The sequence below is a fragment of the Pedobacter boryungensis genome, from assembly GCF_013204825.1.
In the GTDB taxonomy this organism is placed as follows: Bacteria; Bacteroidota; Bacteroidia; order Sphingobacteriales; family Sphingobacteriaceae; genus Pedobacter; species Pedobacter boryungensis.
Genome location: NZ_JABMKV010000001.1, coordinates 637,305 through 655,039, shown reverse-complemented (window position 1 = coordinate 655,039; position 17,735 = coordinate 637,305). Strand labels below are relative to the sequence as shown.

20 protein-coding genes are annotated in these 17,735 nt (G+C 34.6%); 8 read left to right on the top strand and 12 right to left on the bottom strand.

The window, feature by feature from the left end; translation table 11 throughout:
• Positions 1-70: 70 nt before the first annotated feature.
• A complete protein-coding gene (locus tag HQN85_RS02840; RefSeq protein ID WP_173268830.1) occupies positions 71-574 on the bottom strand; it encodes a hypothetical protein in 504 nt (167 codons plus the stop codon).
• A gap of 83 nt (positions 575-657) precedes the next feature.
• A complete protein-coding gene (locus HQN85_RS02835; RefSeq protein WP_173268829.1) occupies positions 658-858 on the bottom strand; it encodes a KTSC domain-containing protein in 201 nt (66 codons plus the stop codon).
• A 169-nt stretch (positions 859-1,027) separates the two neighbouring features.
• On the opposite strand from HQN85_RS02835, the gene HQN85_RS02830 reads away from it, so the two are divergent.
• Positions 1,028-2,545, top strand: coding sequence for an FAD-dependent oxidoreductase (locus HQN85_RS02830; protein WP_173268828.1), 1,518 nt, complete (start codon positions 1,028-1,030; stop codon positions 2,543-2,545).
• 5 nt (positions 2,546-2,550) lie between these two features.
• On the opposite strand, the gene HQN85_RS02825 is transcribed toward HQN85_RS02830, so the two are convergent.
• Entirely contained in the window at positions 2,551-3,345 is a 795-nt protein-coding gene (locus HQN85_RS02825) for an inorganic diphosphatase (protein WP_173268827.1), read from the bottom strand.
• A 100-nt stretch (positions 3,346-3,445) separates the two neighbouring features.
• Here HQN85_RS02825 and HQN85_RS02820 point away from each other — a divergent pair, with 100 nt between their 5' ends.
• On the top strand, positions 3,446-3,727 hold the full coding sequence (locus tag HQN85_RS02820; RefSeq protein ID WP_173268826.1) for a hypothetical protein: 282 nt from the start codon (positions 3,446-3,448) through the stop codon (positions 3,725-3,727).
• A gap of 31 nt (positions 3,728-3,758) precedes the next feature.
• Positions 3,759-4,412 carry a DUF4142 domain-containing protein gene (locus HQN85_RS02815; protein ID WP_173268825.1) on the top strand — a complete coding sequence of 218 codons (654 nt, stop codon included), beginning with the start codon at positions 3,759-3,761 and terminating at the stop codon, positions 4,410-4,412.
• 10 nt (positions 4,413-4,422) lie between these two features.
• On the opposite strand, the gene xth is transcribed toward HQN85_RS02815, so the two are convergent.
• The 6 genes from xth to HQN85_RS02785 form a co-directional block, all read right to left on the bottom strand.
• Positions 4,423-5,205 (bottom strand): exodeoxyribonuclease III, encoded by a 783-nt coding sequence (gene xth, locus HQN85_RS02810; protein ID WP_246249591.1) that lies wholly within the window; start codon positions 5,203-5,205, stop codon positions 4,423-4,425.
• Between the two features lie 86 nt (positions 5,206-5,291).
• Entirely contained in the window at positions 5,292-5,474 is a 183-nt protein-coding gene (locus tag HQN85_RS02805) for a DUF3606 domain-containing protein (protein WP_173268824.1), read from the bottom strand.
• Positions 5,475-5,592: 118 nt separating this feature from the next.
• Positions 5,593-5,859, bottom strand: a complete 267-nt coding sequence (locus HQN85_RS02800) for a DUF3606 domain-containing protein (protein WP_173268823.1) — start codon at positions 5,857-5,859, stop codon at positions 5,593-5,595.
• An 11-nt stretch (positions 5,860-5,870) separates the two neighbouring features.
• On the bottom strand, positions 5,871-8,636 hold the full coding sequence (gene ligD, locus HQN85_RS02795; RefSeq protein WP_173268822.1) for a DNA ligase D: 2,766 nt from the start codon (positions 8,634-8,636) through the stop codon (positions 5,871-5,873).
• 93 nt (positions 8,637-8,729) lie between these two features.
• Positions 8,730-9,338, bottom strand: coding sequence for a hypothetical protein (locus HQN85_RS02790; RefSeq protein ID WP_246249589.1), 609 nt, complete (start codon positions 9,336-9,338; stop codon positions 8,730-8,732).
• A gap of 8 nt (positions 9,339-9,346) precedes the next feature.
• A complete protein-coding gene (locus HQN85_RS02785; RefSeq protein ID WP_173268820.1) occupies positions 9,347-10,402 on the bottom strand; it encodes a glycoside hydrolase family 130 protein in 1,056 nt (351 codons plus the stop codon).
• Positions 10,403-10,507: 105 nt separating this feature from the next.
• On the opposite strand from HQN85_RS02785, the gene HQN85_RS02780 reads away from it, so the two are divergent.
• Positions 10,508-12,697, top strand: coding sequence for a hypothetical protein (locus HQN85_RS02780; protein ID WP_173268819.1), 2,190 nt, complete (start codon positions 10,508-10,510; stop codon positions 12,695-12,697).
• Positions 12,698-12,771: 74 nt separating this feature from the next.
• On the opposite strand, the gene HQN85_RS02775 is transcribed toward HQN85_RS02780, so the two are convergent.
• Positions 12,772-12,966, bottom strand: coding sequence for a YtxH domain-containing protein (locus tag HQN85_RS02775; protein ID WP_173268818.1), 195 nt, complete (start codon positions 12,964-12,966; stop codon positions 12,772-12,774).
• A 72-nt stretch (positions 12,967-13,038) separates the two neighbouring features.
• Positions 13,039-13,557, bottom strand: a complete 519-nt coding sequence (locus HQN85_RS02770) for a response regulator (RefSeq protein WP_173268817.1) — start codon at positions 13,555-13,557, stop codon at positions 13,039-13,041.
• A 218-nt stretch (positions 13,558-13,775) separates the two neighbouring features.
• Between HQN85_RS02770 and HQN85_RS02765 the strand changes: the two genes are divergently transcribed.
• Genes HQN85_RS02765 through HQN85_RS02755 form a run of 3 tightly spaced genes read left to right on the top strand, consistent with a single transcriptional unit; the run spans position 13,776 to position 14,768 of the window.
• Complete coding sequence (locus HQN85_RS02765; RefSeq protein ID WP_173268816.1) at positions 13,776-13,970, top strand: DUF2188 domain-containing protein; 195 nt, start codon at positions 13,776-13,778, stop codon at positions 13,968-13,970.
• A 6-nt stretch (positions 13,971-13,976) separates the two neighbouring features.
• Complete coding sequence (locus HQN85_RS02760) at positions 13,977-14,234, top strand: hypothetical protein (RefSeq protein WP_173268815.1); 258 nt, start codon at positions 13,977-13,979, stop codon at positions 14,232-14,234.
• 60 nt (positions 14,235-14,294) lie between these two features.
• Positions 14,295-14,768, top strand: coding sequence for an ankyrin repeat domain-containing protein (locus tag HQN85_RS02755; RefSeq protein WP_173268814.1), 474 nt, complete (start codon positions 14,295-14,297; stop codon positions 14,766-14,768).
• Positions 14,769-14,816: 48 nt separating this feature from the next.
• Here the strand turns inward: HQN85_RS02755 and HQN85_RS02750 are convergent, their stop codons facing one another.
• Positions 14,817-16,991 carry a catalase gene (locus HQN85_RS02750; protein ID WP_173268813.1) on the bottom strand — a complete coding sequence of 725 codons (2,175 nt, stop codon included), beginning with the start codon at positions 16,989-16,991 and terminating at the stop codon, positions 14,817-14,819.
• A gap of 227 nt (positions 16,992-17,218) precedes the next feature.
• Between HQN85_RS02750 and HQN85_RS02745 the strand changes: the two genes are divergently transcribed.
• The gene (locus tag HQN85_RS02745) at positions 17,219-17,713 is read left to right on the top strand and encodes a hypothetical protein (RefSeq protein WP_173268812.1); all 495 of its coding nucleotides are present in this window, start codon (positions 17,219-17,221) and stop codon (positions 17,711-17,713) included.
• Positions 17,714-17,735 lie beyond the last annotated feature (22 nt).

Sequence of the window (17,735 nt, the reverse complement as noted above, 5' to 3'; positions counted from 1 at the left end):
AATCACTAAATAAATAAGGCAATTAAAATATGAATTTTAATTGCCTTATATCATTGTTAGCTTCATTTGTTTACAAGGCCGATCCGCCGCTTCTTTCATCTCTATCTAAACTACTTTCTCCATTTTGATCATTACGATTTTCTGAATCTGCATTATTATTAGGATCTTCTCCATTTTGCTGACCATAATTTTGCGTTTGTTGACCGCCTGACATAGAGTTTTGGTTACCTGAAGCATTTGATGCATAATCAGCATCTGAACCTTGTTGTTGTTGATTCATGCCACTCATTCCCGATTGATTGTTATTCCTGTCTTGGTTCCATGAACTATCGCTAGTATTAGAACCTTGATTTTGTTGTGAATTTGTGTTTCCTAAACCACCGTCTTGCATTTGACCTGAACCTCCTTGTGAACCGCTATTCTGATTATCAAATTGATTCTGTCCTGAATTTGATCCCCCAGAAGTTCCTGACTGATTTTGGTTCTGGTCTTGATTTTCATTTTCTTGATTCCATTGATTTCCTGATTGTGATTGATTGTTTAAATCTTCACTGTTTTGATTTTGATTTTCCATGGTATTTGATTTTATGTTAGTTATTAGTGTTACTGTTGCTGTTCATACAACATTATTTTTATTTCGAATTAAAAGCCCTCTTTTTAGTCCTCAATTTTTTCCATCTCAAATTTCTTTTTGATAGTTCTATTTAAAAAAGTGCCTTTTGAAATTGAAGCTTTAAAATTTTTATAAATCTTTTCAGGTACATCTTTATAACGATACACATCACCTGATACAAACACTACAATTAAGTCTTTCTTTTCAGGATCATATTTAATATGTTCAACAACTGATGAAGGCATTTTTATAGTTTAATTATCTTTTTAAGCCGCTCCACTATTTCATATTCCTTTTACTAGATTAACCTTCCTCAAAAAAAATGGTTTTAAAAAAATATAAAAAACGTATTAAATATTTATGAGAACCTATTTATTTAAAGATTGTTATGATATAAAAACTTAATCTTTAATTATGATTTCAAGAGATAGCACAACAGTTAGCCCATGGCAATTGAAAGATATACAAGAGAAAAAAATAAACTCGGCTAATCATGAAAAACATCAGCTATTTGATGTAATTATAATTGGCGGAGGAATTACTGGTTTAACAACTGGGTTATTATTACAACAACAAGGAAAAAAGTGCTTAATAATTGAGCGTGGCAATATCGGTTTTGGAACTACCGGAGGCACAAGTGCTCACCTAAATACTTTTTTTGATGCTACTTATCCAGAAATTGAATCAGATTTTGGTAAAGAAAATTCAAAGCTAGTAGCTAAAGCAGGAAAAGAAGCTTTTTCGTTAATAAAAAAGTTGACAAAAGACTTAAACATTGGATGTGATTTAGAAGAGAAAAATGCATATTTATTTGCTCAAGACGAAAAGCAAAGTGAAGAATTAAAAGAGATATTAGATGCTTCCAAAAGAGCTGGTGTTGAAGTTGAACAGACGGATAAAATCAATCTTCCAATACCCTTCCAATCCGCTATATTATTTAAACAACAAGGTCAATTTCACCCTATAAAATATATTCAAAAACTAGCTGAAGCTTTTGAAGAAAATGGTGGAGTAATAGTTGAACATACTTTTGTTAACGAAGTTGAAAATAAAGGAGGATTTGTATATGCTGTTTCAAATCATCAAATTTTTAAAGCTTTACATTTAGTATATGCAACACACGCTGTGCCAGGAGTAAATTCATTTAGTTTTAAATGTGCTCCCTATCGTAGTTACGTAATTGGAGTAACATTAAACGACGAAAAATATCCTAAAGAATTAGTATACGATATGATGGAACCCTATCATTATTTTAGAACTCATGTTATTGAAGGTCAAAAATATCTTTTAGTAGGTGGCGAAGATCATAAAACTGGCCAAGGGGATGCAGAGAATGCTTTTAACACTTTAGAAAGTTATGTTAAACAATACTTTGATGTTAAAGATGTCGCATTTCGATGGTCTTCACAATATTATGTTCCCGCAGATGGATTACCTTATATCGGTCAAATGCCTGGAGAAGAAAACATATATGTTGCTACAGGATTTAATGGCAATGGAATGATCTTCGGTACCCTATCCGCTATCATGATTAGTGATGAAGTTTTAGGTAAGAAAAACGAGTTTAAAGATATCTTCTCCGCTTCTAGAATTAAACCAATTGCCGGATTTACAGAGCTCGTACAAGAAAATGCAAATGTAGCTTGGCACTTTATAGCAGATAGATTTAACACTGAGGCCATTTCTACCTTAACAGAAATGGAAAGCGAAACTGGCACTGTTGCTGATTACAACGGGGAAAAGTTAGCTCTATATAAACACAAAAACGGAAAAGTTACTATCCTTAATCCTGTATGTACTCATGCTGGATGTATTGTAAATTTCAATTCTGTTGAAAAGAGCTGGGATTGTCCATGTCATGGTGGAAGATTTGACTTAGAAGGAAATGTGTTATGTGGACCTCCAAGGAAAAATTTGGAAAGAAAAAAATAAATGTTCTAAATACTGCTCACAGAGGAAATATGAATAATGATTTCCTCTTGAGCAAATGTTTTTAATATCCACTTTTTTAATTTAGACCAAAATTTGTCGTCAATCTCGGTGGCTAAGACCTCATATACAATAATATTTTCTTTAACGGTATTAGCTGTATTCTCTTTCCAAAAACCAATTACTGGAACTCTTGAATACATTGTTAATCCACCGAATTTATCAGTTAGCTTTTGATGTAGATTAGTATAGTACTTTTTAGGAAAAGGCTTGCCTTTTTTATTATAAACCGGTATAAACAGTTCAATACGTTTTGAGGGTTCGCCATTCCGTTTTGAATTTTCAATCAACTTTAAAGCTTTCTTTGCCGAAAAATGATTAAGGGGTTCAAAAACTTTACCCGCTTGTTCATTATAATTGATGAAAAATTGTTCTATTTCATGGATAACTTGTTGCGGCAAATCTTTCAATTCGTTTATTGAGACATATTGTTCTGATATTTCAGGTATAGCAAATAATCTGTCATTCCGTATCTTTTTACCATCTCTTTCTGTTTGTACAGCTTTTAAGCCGCCAATTATTCTACAATCTATTGCACAACCAGAAAAAGTTTCTATCTCTGATATGACCATCACATCTAAAGGATCTCCATCCCCACCAATAGTTCCCGGAATAAAACCAAAGTCATAAGGAAAAATTAAACCAGCAGGTAACAGCTTTTTTAGCTTCACGTATCCTTGCTCAATGTCACATTTATATTTTTTTCCCTTAGGGGTTTCAATAATAACTGTTATAGGCTCCATACATTTCACAAACACCTTTTATTGAACAAAGTTTTCACTTAAAAATTTTAATAACTGATAAATAACCTAAACAATTTTTGTTGCTAGTGGTTGTTAAATTATGGAACCATTCAATATACATATCCAAAATAACGATGAACAAGTTACGCTCACCGTTATACCAGAGAAGGATTATTTTAAACTCGTTTATTTCGGTGGAATTATTGGAGCGATAAAGGAATCGGAAGGGGAATGGGAATTACTTGAGGAAGATGAAATCGAACCTGGATTATTACCATTATTTAACTACAAAAACGGCGTAAATAATGAAGAATTAAAATTTGAATTGAGTTTACCTAAAATCAATCAAATTGCCGCTGAAATTGAGAATGCTATCTATTAATTAACTGAATTTATAATTTGAATATTTTACCATGAAAACTAGAATCTTATTTTTACTATCAATCATTTCATTCTTATTTGCTTGTGGAAATGCTGAACAAAAAGATGATAAAACAAACGCTGAACCAATAACTTCAAATGATACCAATATTATCAAAAAAAGTGATACAAAAATGAAGCAAGAGGACAAAACTACATTTTTCACTAATGCCGCTATTGGAGGAATGATGGAAGTTGAAGCGAGTTCTAGAATATTGGTTAATACCAAAAATAATCCAGCAGTGTTAGCTCATGCCAAAATGATTAGAGATGATCACATGAAAGCGAATGAGGAATTGAAAGCCATTGCAAAAAAAGAAAATTTTGCACTTCCTACCGTTTTACCTGAAGCAAAAGTTAAAATCTTAAAACAGTTGGAAAGCCTTAATGATGAAGCACAAAATGAATTTTATATTAACTTAATGGTAACCGAACATAATGAGGCAATAAATTTATTTAACATAGGTTCTACAATGCCTGTAGAATCTATTTCTGCATTTGCGACCAAAACATTACCGATTTTAAGACATCATTATGATATGACGGTGAAAATTCGTGAAGAGATTTTAAAAGAAAAAGCTAATCAAGGTGATGATCCCTTAAAAATAAGTGATAAACAGAAAAATAAAGCAGCTAAAAATCAGTAAGGTGTAGAGGTTATTGTTTTAATTCAATCCAAACAGGACAATGATCACTAGATTTTTCCCATCCACGAACTTCTTTGTCTACTTGTGCAGAAATTAATCTAGGTAATACGATATCATTCAATAAAAAGTGATCTAAACGAAGCCCTGCGTCACGACCATATGCATTCCTTAAATAATCATAAAAGGTATATATGCGTTCATTTGGATGTAAATATCGTATGGCATCTGTCCAACCTAGTTTCAATAATTTGGTATAGGCTAACCTAGATTCAGGAAAGAACAGCGCATTGGTGATATACTTTTCTGACTTGTAGGTATCAAGTTCTGTAGGAATTACATTATAATCTCCAATTAGTAAAACCGGAAGATCAAAAGACAATAATTTTTTTGCGTGTTTGTGTAATCTCTTAAACCACGAAAGTTTATAATCAAACTTAGGTCCGGGAGCTGGATTACCGTTTGGAAGATATAAACAACCAATCACCATACCATACACAAAACCTTCTATGTAACGGCTATGTAAATCATCAGGATCCCCGTCTAAATTCCGTCTTGTTTCCTTGATTTCTTCCTTTGAAAGGACCGCTACACCATTCCAACTTTTCTGCCCATGCCAAATAGAATGATACCCAGCTTTTAAAAGAGCTGCCTCAGGAAAAAGTTGATCTGGACATTTTAATTCCTGCAAGCAAACTACATCTGGCTTTGCCTCTTTAAGCCACCGCAGTAATACAGCCAATCTCCCGTTGATACCATTAACATTATAAGTCGCAATTTTCAAGATATTACTCATAAGATTTAAAACAAAAATTGGACTTCCAAACAGAAAGTCCAACCTTAATAGATTTGCAAGATTATTACAAATGATTGCCGTAATTTCTATTTCTTTTTTCCTTTGTCGGAAATGTATTTTTCAATTACTTTACGATCATTTGAGCCAGTTGCACGTTTTGCGCCAACAACTTGCTGTATGCTCACACCCATTTTGGTCGCTACATGTGAAAGCTCATAATCTTGTGATGAATTTACTTTTTTACGGTCTGAAGGTCCTTGCTTTGCCATAACATTTAATTTATAGGTAGACGATTATAGGTTAATTACTTATTAAAAATAACAGCCTAGCTTTTTTTTTGTTTCGTTAAAATCACTTTGTAAATTTCAATTTTGAAAACCTATTTAGTTATACACTTAAATACTTTTTAATTTCTTTCACCGAATTTCCATTGAGCACAATTGCAGATTTCAAATCGTCCACACTAATTTGAAACTCCTGTGCCCAGTGTATTATATCCTCTGGATCATCAGTATTTATTTCTCTATTTTCATATTCATCTACAAAAGGTTCAAGCGTATCACTATCGTCTTCAATAGGATATCGCTCCCTTATTTCTTCCGGATCAGGAACATTTTCCCCGAAGCCCGAATTATCCTCGTTCAACTGTATCATTTATGTATTAATTACGGATAAATTTCTTTTGCTTTTTTAATCGCCTTTTCTAAATCGATGCCTTTACCTAATACACCTTTAAAAATGTCTCCTTTTTTCTTCAATCGCTCAATAGCATTAAGAATGGTAAAATCTTTCATCTTTAAACCTGGTTTAACCTCATCCCATTCTAAAGGCATAGATACTGTAGCACCAAGTTTTGGACGAAGAGAATAAGGACCTGCAATAGTTGCACCTGGTCTATTTTGTAAAAAATCTAAGTACATTTTACCTTTTCTAGCAGAAACCATCCGTTCTAAAGAAGTAAAATCGGGGAGTTTTTCATTTACAATTCCAACAACAATCCTAGCAAAAAGTTGGGTTTGGTCATAAGTATATTTTGCACCCATTGGGATATAAATATGAATTCCTGTTGAACCAGAAGTTTTAGGATAACTTGGCACATCAATAGAATCTAAAACTTCTTTAACTGTTAATGCTGCTTCGATTACTTTGTCAAAATGATGTTTATCTGGGTCGAGATCTATGACACAATAATCGGGATTATCTGGCGACTGTACTCTAGAAAACCATGGATTGATTTCAATGCAACCTAAAGATGCCATCCATAAAAGCGTAGCCACATCATCTCCAACTAAGTATTCTTTTTCTTCCCCATCGCTGGTTGAATAAGGAAAAGTTTTTGCCCATTCAGGTGCTTTTCCTTTCACATCCTTCTGATAAAAACTTTGTCCATGAATGCCACCTGGAAAACGATTTAATGATTGGGGCCTGTCTTTTAAATATGGCAACATAAAATCCGCAACCTGATAATAGTAATTAAACATATCACGCTTAGTTACACCATCCTCTGGCCAATAAACTTTACTTAAGTGAGAAAACTTAAGCTCTTTCCCATTTACCTTACGTACTTGGGTTTCATCTTTTGGATTTAATAAGGTTTTTGGTATAGTAACTTTTGGCGGCCGGATAGCAGCTGCATGTTTATCAGCTTTAATTTTTGTGCTATCATCGGATTGAATATCTAACTCCTCTTCAACTTCTTTCACAACTACCTGAGTATCCGCAGCAGTCTCACGTATTACATCCTTTGGATTTTTGTCTATGCGCATGCCTTTAAAAGATGGATGTCGAAATATTCCCTCATCAGTTACTTCCGCATATGCTATTTCACAAACCAATTCAGGTTTCATCCAAGTTGCTTTAGCATTTAATTGTTTATGTTGAAAACGAGAAAGTTTATTGATATCTGGAACAACTGTAAAAGGGCTTTTATCTACAATGTACGGTGCAAATGTTTGCATCATTTTTTTCTGATCGGAATCAGAAAATCCAGTTCCTACTTTGCCAACGTAAGTCAATATTTTATTTTCCCAAACAGCTAAAATGAGTGAACTGAATAGTTTGGAAGTATCTTCATTACGTGTAAAACCTGCAATAATTACTTCTTGTCTTTTGGAAACTTTAATTTTTAGCCAATCTTTTGAGCGATTAGAAAGCACATAGGTAGAAGATTTAAGCTTGGCCATAATTCCTTCTAGTCCCATTCTTTCCGCAGCTGCAAAAAAATCAGTTCCATTTGCATCGAAGACTTTAGAAATCCGAACCCTATCATCATCTGTTGGCAGTGCTTCATTCAAAATAGCTTGTCTTTCCACAAGAGATAAGCCAGTAAGATCTTTTCCTTCGTACCAAAGTATATCGAATACGTAGAAGACTAATTCACCATCTGCTTCACTCCTCCAATTTTGAAGTGATCCAAAATTGGAAATCCCTTTATCATTTAAAACTAGAATTTCTCCATCAATTACTGCATTTATCTTCCATGAGGAAAGAATTTTATGAATTGGGTAAAATTTTTCGTTAAAAGATTTATTATTCCTCGATAGCAGTTCTACCTTTCCTTTGTTAATAAAAGCTAATGCTCTATAACCATCCCATTTTACTTCATATTGCCAGTTCGGATCATCAAAAGGCCCGTTAACTAAAGTAGCTAACATGGGTTTTATATTTTTTAATATCGCAGATTTCGGTGCAGATTTTAAAACCTTAGCTGTATCTATTTTAACAGATTCTTCAGAAATTTCCGCGTCTTCAATTACTTGTTCTTTTGTTTGCTTAGACTTTGTTTTAGCTTTTTTTTTACTTGGCTGTTTTGCTTCAATTTTTTCTTCCTTATTGCTGTGCCAAACTTTATCGCTTGATTTCTCCATTTCTTCAATGGTTTTTTCAGAAAGTATGGATTGATCTAATTTTAAAACATCTTTTTTAGTGGCAAAGTCATCATCATGTTTTATTAATAACCATGAGTTTTCTCCCATACCATGAGTTCTCACTAAAGCAAATTCGCCATTAAGTTTCTCTCCGTGTAATCGCATTTTCACGGAACCTTTTTTAAGCTCTGATAGTAAATATTTCTCTTGGGCCTTTTTTCCTTTTATCGGATCGATAGTTTCATACCAGCCTTGATCCCAAACGATTACAGTTCCTCCCCCATATTCACCTTGTGGGATAATACCTTCAAAGTTTCTATAATCAAATGGGTGATCTTCAACCATCATTGCTAGGCGTTTTACTTTCGGATCTAATGTCGGTCCTTTCGGTACAGCCCAACTTTTTAGCACACCTTCCATCTCTAAACGAAAATCATAATGTAATCTAGAGGCATCGTGCTTTTGGATCACGAACATCAGCTTATTTGGATCTTTGCTTCTTCCTGCCTTTGGTTCAGCAGTTTTAGAAAAATCTCGCTTTTGGTTATATTTATCTAGTCCCATAATGATAGCTTTGTTAAAAATTAAACAGCACAGCGATTAAAAAAGTTTCGAATAATGAGAAAGGCAGTGTTCTATGAATCTATTTTTTAAAAATTAAATATCATTTTTAACCAATCCATCTACTAATAATTTCCATTGTGGGTAAGAGAGCCCAGCTTTTGCTGTCCAACCTACCATAGTATTGCGCAATCCATCGAAAATTTTCTCTGTATTTCCATTTGGAATCTCATTTCGCCCATGCATTTCGGCCCAAACGGTTTGTCCAGTTCTACCTATTAAGAAAGTAGATGTAGCCGCATCGGAAAAAAAATGTGCTACACCCAATTCAGGATGGAATGGATTGGGACTAGGTCTCACGGTAAATCCTGTCCATTCTTCTAATTCAGTTTCATTATTTTTTCCAATCTGTTCAATTCGCACCCAGTCATATCCATCTCCAGCGGAAGTACCAGGACCAGGTATATCAATTCTAATCAAGTTGTCAATTTCTAACTTCATTGTAGGAGAACCATCTGGTAAAGTTAACTGAAAGAGTGTTGCGGAAGTTCCGCAAACCTTATCCCAATTGTTAACTTCAAATAACCTTTGTTTCACTAATTCATAAAACACAGCCGCTTGCCCAATATCTGATAATACCGTTTCGGCTCTTGCATTCATTTCACTACCTTCTACTTGATTAGGTACTAATATTTGCTCACTCATCATATTTATTACTTATTTTCTAATGTTTTAGCTATAATTTCAGCAATTGAAAACTCTGCACCACATACAAACTCATCTGCTGCACCATAATAGATTGTTAATTTATCTCCATCCACAAAATGGCCATTTGTAAAAACAACATGACCAAAGAAACCAGAAAGTTCATAACTTTCTGTCGGCACCATAATTGGTTCTACCGTTCTACCCAATAAGATAGATGGATTATTTAAATCCATTAAAAAAGCGCCTAAACAATACCTATGTTCTGCATTTGCACCATGATAAATTTCTAACCATCCTTGCGCTGTCCAAATTGGCGATCCTCCTGCTCCCACCCTTGCACTATCCCACATTCCAGATCTCGTTTTAATCAAACATTTATGATTCCCCCAACGAATACCATCTGTTGAATCACACAACCAAATGAAATTACCACCAATCTCAATAGAGCTCGGTCTATGTAAAGCATAGAATTTTCCATTTACCTTCTTTTCGAAGATTGCGCAATCTTTGTTATGTGGTGGCAACATCATTACTGGATTAGAAAAAGATTTCCAATCAACAGTTGTTCGAAGCCCAACACCAACTCCTGAGTCAGAAACTGCAGTATAGGTAAGGTAATAAACCCCATCTAGCTCTACTACCCGACAATCTTCAATTCCAAACCGTTCTTGTTCACCCATCCCAAATAATCCTGCGTATTCGGGTTCTTCTTTGAAAGAAACTCCATCAGTACTTGATAATAAACGCAAATGCGAAACTGTAGTCAAATAATCTAAACCTTTATAATTTCTTACTCTAGCATCACTTCCTACAAGGTCGGGGTCATTCAAAGGCACTTCAATAATTTCTAATTTTCCCATTTCATTCATTACGGGAAAAAAAATAAATCCTTCTTTTTGAGCAATGCTCTCTGCAACCCTCACTAACAACCATATTTTACCTTTAAAACGAAAAGCACCAGGGTTAAGTAAGCAAATCACTTGAAGCCCTTTATCACTTGGAGCAACATCTTTCGGCAATAAAATTGGATTATTTGGAAAACGTTTTGCTAAATCTGTCATGATTGAAAAAACAAGAAGGAAAACGAATAGTTCTAAATAATTTAAAAACAACTAAAAAAAATGCGTGTTTATATTAACATTCTTACAGCTAACTTTTTTTGGAAAATGAATGGAATATCACCTTGGCAAATAGCCGCAACCAATTCATTGGGCAAAGATGAGATGCCTACTTTAGTAGAGAAAACAATTGGCGATTATACTTTCACTGTTCTTCAGGCTAATGATGCACTTTACATTTATTGTAAATGGAAAACAGGTAGTATCGCTTTCAGACCTATATATTCGCCAGATCATGGTCTTGTAGTCAAAAGAAAATCATTAACAGATAATGGCATTACCATCTCATTAGAATCTGCTTTAGGTACATCTATAGTGAAGATAGAAATGATCAATGCTGAATATCCTATCTTAAAATATAATACCACCATTACACCAAAAACCAATTTACATATCCCATTTTGGCCTAAGGATATCATTTTACGCGAAAATAAACAACCTGAAAAGAACAAAGGAACTGTACATGTAAAACAAGTAGGGACAAGATCTGGTATTTTGCACTTTAGTTTGGATGAACCTAATGCGGGAAGTATATTTTATTTCCAGAACCTCACTTCCCTTGCAGATTATAATGAACAAACCAAAACTTCAGGCGGGGAAACAGTAGGTGGATTATGGCCAGATCTTGGATTTTCTTTGCCTGTAACGAAAGATGATCCATTAAAAGCAAAGACAAGCTATACTATTAGTGATGCAATTATTGCATTCGACCAAGTCAACACAAATAGTGAAAGTGAGCTCACGAAACAATATTTAAATCTACTTGCCGCTATTTATCTTGAAATTCCAAAGCCAACAACTCATTATATGAATTGGCCAGAGATTTTAGAGAAAGGACTTTATGATTTAATTGATGCACCTGGATGTTGGAACCAGGTAGAGGGAAATCAGTATTTTAATGCATATATTTCAGATTATGACACCCCTCCAGAAATTATGGTCCAGTTGGCAGTATTGCTACCCTTACTTGATTATACAGAATGGAGTGGCAAATCATTACCTGTTGTTGATAAAATAAAAAAGGGTTTACCAGAGTTTTGGGATGAGAAACTAAAAACAATTGTTCGTTGGTTACCAGCAGCACAAGATAAACTTAAGGGAGAAGAAGAACAAAAAAAACCAATGGTGATGGATTCTTGGTATTTGCATCATCCCCTTCTTAATCTATCACGATTGGCACTTAAAGGTGATAAACAAGCAGCAGAACTTTTTCTAAACTCATTGCCTTATGCCATGAAAGTTGCTAAACATTTTAAATACAATTGGCCTGTATTTTATAAAATGAATAATTTAGAAGTTTTAAAGGCAGAGACTAAGCCTGGCGAAGGCGGCCAACATGATGTGGCTGGGCTGTATGCCCATGTGATGATTCAAGCCTATGAATTGACCAAAGATAAAAAATACCTCAAAGAAGCAGAAGTTGCGGCAAACAGTTTGAAAGGAAAAGACTTTAAACTCTTCTACCAAGCTAACAATACAACCTTTTCGGCTGGAGCTTTATTGCGTTTATACAAGCTTACCAAAAATCAAGATTATCTTGATCTATCTAACTTATGTTTGGCTAATGTTTTCCAAAACGTTCAGCTTTGGGATTGTAATTATGGTTATGGTAAGAATTACCCTACCTTTTTTGCAATATTTCCATTATCTGATGCACCTTATACGGCTGTTTACGAAGAACAGGAAGTGTTTTGCGCCCTACACGATTACTTACAGCATGCAAAAGATGTAGACATTCTCCCTTCAATCAGGCTGTTAGTAAATGAATTTATTCGTTATTTAGTAAATAGAGCTGCATATTATTATCCGCCAATGTTGCCTAATGAGATGTTATCAGATGAAGTGAAAGTTGGAGAAGTCGACAATAAGCTCTGGGTAGCATTGGAAGATTTACATGACGGTTGGGAGAAATCTGGTGAAGTGGGTCAAGAAGTTTATGGCGCAGGTAACGCTTTTGGAATTCTTCCTCGTCATTATCACAACGTTGATGAAAAATTTATGCTGTATGCAGATAATCCAATTCCATTCAAACGTAAAACGAGTTCTTCTTCGCTTTCAATTCAATTGGCAGGTGATGAAAGAATTGAATGCCGTCTAAGAATTATTCCTAAGGATGTGTCTAAAACAAAATTTGAGCTATACTTAGCTGATGGCACTAAATTATCATCTAAAAAGACAAAAGAAGGTCATTTAGAATTTGTGATAAATGGAAATCAGCAGCTAAAGATTAACTGGTAATCATTCCAAAAATTAATAAAAACAAAAAAAGACCAATCAAATTTGACTGGTCTTTAAGGTAGATGTGTAGTTTTTTATACCCTCATTTCAGGTTCGACAAATTCATCGCTAACTTGTGAAGCATAGTCCTTCACTTTTTCTACGTACTCTGGCGCTTTATCCATAAAATCATCCAGTAATGATCTTCCTGTAAGTATGTCTTTTTTAGTTATATGCTTCACTGCTGCATAAACAGCGACGCCAAAAAGTGCTCCTTTAATAAATCCCATAATAGTTCTTTTTAATGTATATATGAAAAACAACCTCTACCAAGAAAAGTTTCGTAAATTTTAAAACTAAATTTAATTGGCTGAAAATCCTTTCACTCCTAGAAACTTACCCATATAGCTCAGTCTATTTTTTAACGTATCTGCCAAAAGCGAGAACCTTCTTTTCTCTTTACCTTTAACAATCAATTTTTCTGCTGTAAATAAGAGATTGTCTAAATCAAAAGGTTTGGCTATAAATTCATCGCAACCATAATCCTTTATCGACCATAGAATTTGTGGATAAGCTGAGTACAAAATTACTGGTACACCTGAAAATCGGTGATCACTTTTAACTTGAGTACATAGTTCTCCTCCATTTAAAGTTGGAAGAAAGTATTCGATTAGCACGAGGTCTGGATGAAAACTTTCCATCAAAGGAATAATATCACTACAACTCTGAACAACCTTGCATTCATAACCCGCATCAGCAAACATATCACATAAAATTTCTCCAAGCGAAGGGTCAGGTTCAACCGCTAATATTTTCAGAAAAAGATCTGCAGAATTACCTGCATTCAAAGAAGAATTATTATTAAAATTTTGAATTGACATAGGTTTTCGTTTTAAAAAGATACATCACTAAAAAATTCTCAATAACCAGATAACAATCTCTATACCAAATACTAAAATTTTAGATCTATGTTAAAAACTGAAAAAATTGCATGCTAAATCTGAAAAAAATACACATAAAAAGAAAAATTGACAGTCGTTTCTTAAAAACCATTTTAGATGAAAAATTGTTATTCAATTACAATATTTAATACTATGCCTTGGCAAAAGGAGATTATCCACCATCTTACAAAAACCTTCCAATTCCTTTAAGAGAAAAGGCAGTAGAAATTGCTAATGCCATTCTTGAAGAATCTGGGGACGAAGGTATTGCAATTGCTACTGGTCTGAAACGAGCAAGGGAAGTGATGAAAAAGAATACGAAAGAAACTGTGAAGAAAAAAAAGACTAATTAATCTAGCATGCATCCTATCAAAGTTGTTTTAGACAAAAAAGTTTATGAGTTCCAAGTTGGAGAATATCCACATCATGATGAACAAAATTGTAAGCTAAATGTATTTAAGGATGGAAAACTGGTAGCTAATTTTACTCCAGATCGTCATCATATTTTGCATTTATGCAAGAACCATGGAAAATTAAAAGAACCACTCATACATGCCATAGCCGACAGCATTGAACAAATTTTCCCTCACGGATTTCTTAAGCTAAATAAGATTTAAATATGAATTAACGATATTTATCTCTTGGTAATGCTATAACTACATAACTTAAACCAAACTATGGAACTAGAACCAGAATTACTATTGCATGCCGCTAGAATTGGCGATCTAGATGTACTTAATGAACTCATTAAAGGCGATGCAGATTTGAACATACATGACCCAAAGGGATATACGCCTTTAATTATAGCTTGTTATAATAATCAGATTGATGCAGCAAGATTATTAATTAAAAATGGAGCTGATGTGAATGCAGCAGACCTAGGTGGTAATACTGCGTTGATGGGGGTAGCTTTTAAGGGATATGCCGATATTGCAGAACTATTGATAGAAAATGGTGCCGACTTAAACTTACAACATGGAAACGGAGGTACAGCACTAATGTTTGCCGCTATGTTTGGAAGAAATGATTTGGTAAGACTTTTAATACTTCAAGGTGCTGATACATCTATTTGTGATACGAGGGGACTTAGAGCAGCTGACCTAGCTGCCCAACAAGGAAACCAAGAAGCAGTTGATTTACTCACCGCATAAAAAAAGACCTCAAATTTATTGAGGTCTTTTTTTATAAATCCGCTTTAATTAAGCAGGTACTTTACGTTGCTGTTCTCGTTCCCATACTCTGTGCCCTGCTATAGCTTTGATAAATTCGTCAGCAAGATCTTTGTCTTTTCCTGTCAATATTCCTTCATCATTCACTGGCTTTTTATCAGATACTTTACCAAAATAAGTCAACCCTAATAATGTGGATGCATCCGCATCTAGAGCAATTGCTTTGCAGTGTTTGTATGCTTCGTCTAAAAAATGGATGGCATCCGGCTCCATGCCAAGTGCATCAATACTTTTCTTTCCGCCGGGTACAAAAACCGCATCATAAAACACAGAGCATGATGTTAATAAGCTTTCGTCTAATGCGATTGCAGTTTTCTTGTCGCTTATCACATTTCCTTGCCTATTACCAATCATTTCTACCACAGCTCCTGCAGCTACTAATGCTTTTTTCATCATGTTTAGTGAGGCTTCATTCACACCATCGGCTACAAGAAAGGCAATCTTTCTTGTCTTAATGTTATCTTTTATGGTTGTCGCCATACTTAGTGCCTCCGACTTATCAAGCGATGATTCTACTTTCAAAGATTGATAATCCTTTTGTGCTGCATCAGCTGGAATTCCTTGGTTGATCACCTCTTCAGGTTTCTTGCTAAGTGCTATACCAAGTTTAGCCGCTACTTTATTTCGAAGATCCAGATCAATTTGACTAAGTACATTAAGCATACGTTCGCGTATTGCTACCGTTTTTACCTTGCCCAGCTCGAAACTAAAAGCATCTACGATGTGATTTTTTTCTGGCTGTGATTGACTGTTAAAGAAAAGTTTAGCTTGTGAGTAATGATCGAAGAAGCTTTTACTTCTCGCTCTCACTTTGCGTGCATCAATTCTCTCATTATAACTTACAAAGCCTCCCTCCGTTTCTTTTACCTGCTTAGGATCATTACCTCCAGTACTATTTGGATTGTAACTAGCCTTACCTATATTAATAGTCTGACGCATAAAGCCATCCCGTTGGTTATTATGTACTGGAACAACTGGTCTATTTATTGGAATTTCATGGAAATTTGGGCCACCTAAACGGATCAACTGTGTATCGGTATAAGAGAATAATCTTCCTTGCATTAGGGGATCATTTGTAAAATCGATACCTGGAACAATGTGTCCAACATGAAAAGCTACCTGCTCAGTTTCTGCAAAGAAATTATCTGGATTGCGATTTAATGTCAATTTACCAATTCGTTGTACTGGCACCAACTCCTCTGGAATTATCTTAGTAGGATCTAATAAATCAAAGTCAAATTTATGTTCATCTGCCTCTGGTACAACCTGAATACCAAACTCCCATTCGGGAAAGTTGCCACTTTGAATGGCTTCCCATAAATCTCGTCTATGGAAATCTGGATCTTTACCAGAAATATTTTGCGCTTCATCCCAAGCTACCGAATGCACACCCAACAAAGGTTTCCAATGGAATTTTACAAAATGTGATTCTCCTTTTGCATTGATTAGTCTGAAACTATGTACGCCAAAGCCTTCCATCATGCGGTAACTTCTTGGTATTGCCCTGTCACTCATTAACCACATGATCATATGTGCAGATTCAGGCATTAAAGAAATAAAATCCCAAAAAGTATCATGAGCAGATGCGGCCTGTGGCATTTCATTATCTGGCTCTGGTTTTACAGCATGTACTAAATCAGGAAACTTCATGGCATCCTGTATAAAAAACACTGGCATATTATTGCCCACTAAATCAAAGTTTCCTTCTTGTGTGTAAAATTTTACAGCAAAGCCACGTACATCTCTTGCTAAATCAGTCGATCCTCTAGAACCAGCCACTGTTGAAAATCTTACGAAAACAGGTGTTTCTATTTCGGTATCATTAAGAAACTGTGCTTTACTTAATTCCGGAATTGCTTTATACAACTTAAAAACTCCATGTGCACCAGATCCTCTTGCATGCACAACTCTTTCAGGAATACGTTCATGGTCAAAATGAGTAATCTTTTCACGAAGTATAAAATCTTCCAATAAGGTAGAACCACGGTCGCCAGCTTTGAGCGAATTTTGATCATCATTAATCTTTACGCCATGATCTGTAGTCATTGGCTGCGCTGTAGCATCAGCAGTATGTGGTTTAAGCTTTGCTATTTTCTGATTTTCTGGCAGTGCTGCCTGTTCTGGTGTTAATGTTTTTTTTGCCATAAATTATCCTCTTACTTCAAATGAACAATGAGCATAATTTTATGTTTCGAAAAATTGCGCTTATTTATAATAAAAGAAATTTATAACTCAACACTCTTTCAAGTTGTTAATTGTTACAATAAAATATTTCTTATTTTGCCAGTTTTAAGCCGTTTTATTTATTTTTGCATCCCTTTTACTCGTCATATGATATACCATGAAGTAGGTATATGGTACAAAATATAAATATGAATACCTTAGATACATCCCACCATTTTTTCCGCTACGCAAAAGCTAAGCTCAGATATTTGCTCATTACACCTTTATTACTTTTATCTTTTAATGTTTACTCTACGTATACAGTTATTGGGTGTGTTTCTGATGATACAGGGTATCTTTATACAGGTCCTTCTGGTGTCAATAGTCCGCGTGGATCTTGGTACGGGCCAGCTTATGAAACAAGTCCAGTGGTAACATCAGGACAAATTGGATCTACCATTTATTGTAGTCCTGCAGCTTTGGGTAATTGTGTGATTAGAACAAGATCACGCTGTACAGAATGCACTGGACCTTATGATTATAAAATTGGCGGTGGTACTGACTATTATTACGAACAATCTGGTCAATTAACAGGTTATATGACTTGCCCTCTTGATGATTATATTGGTTTTTTAATGCTTATTGTAGGTGGTATAAGTTTTTATTATTTAAGAAGGAATAAAGTAGTACTCACTACTAACTAATATAGTATCAACTAGTTTTATT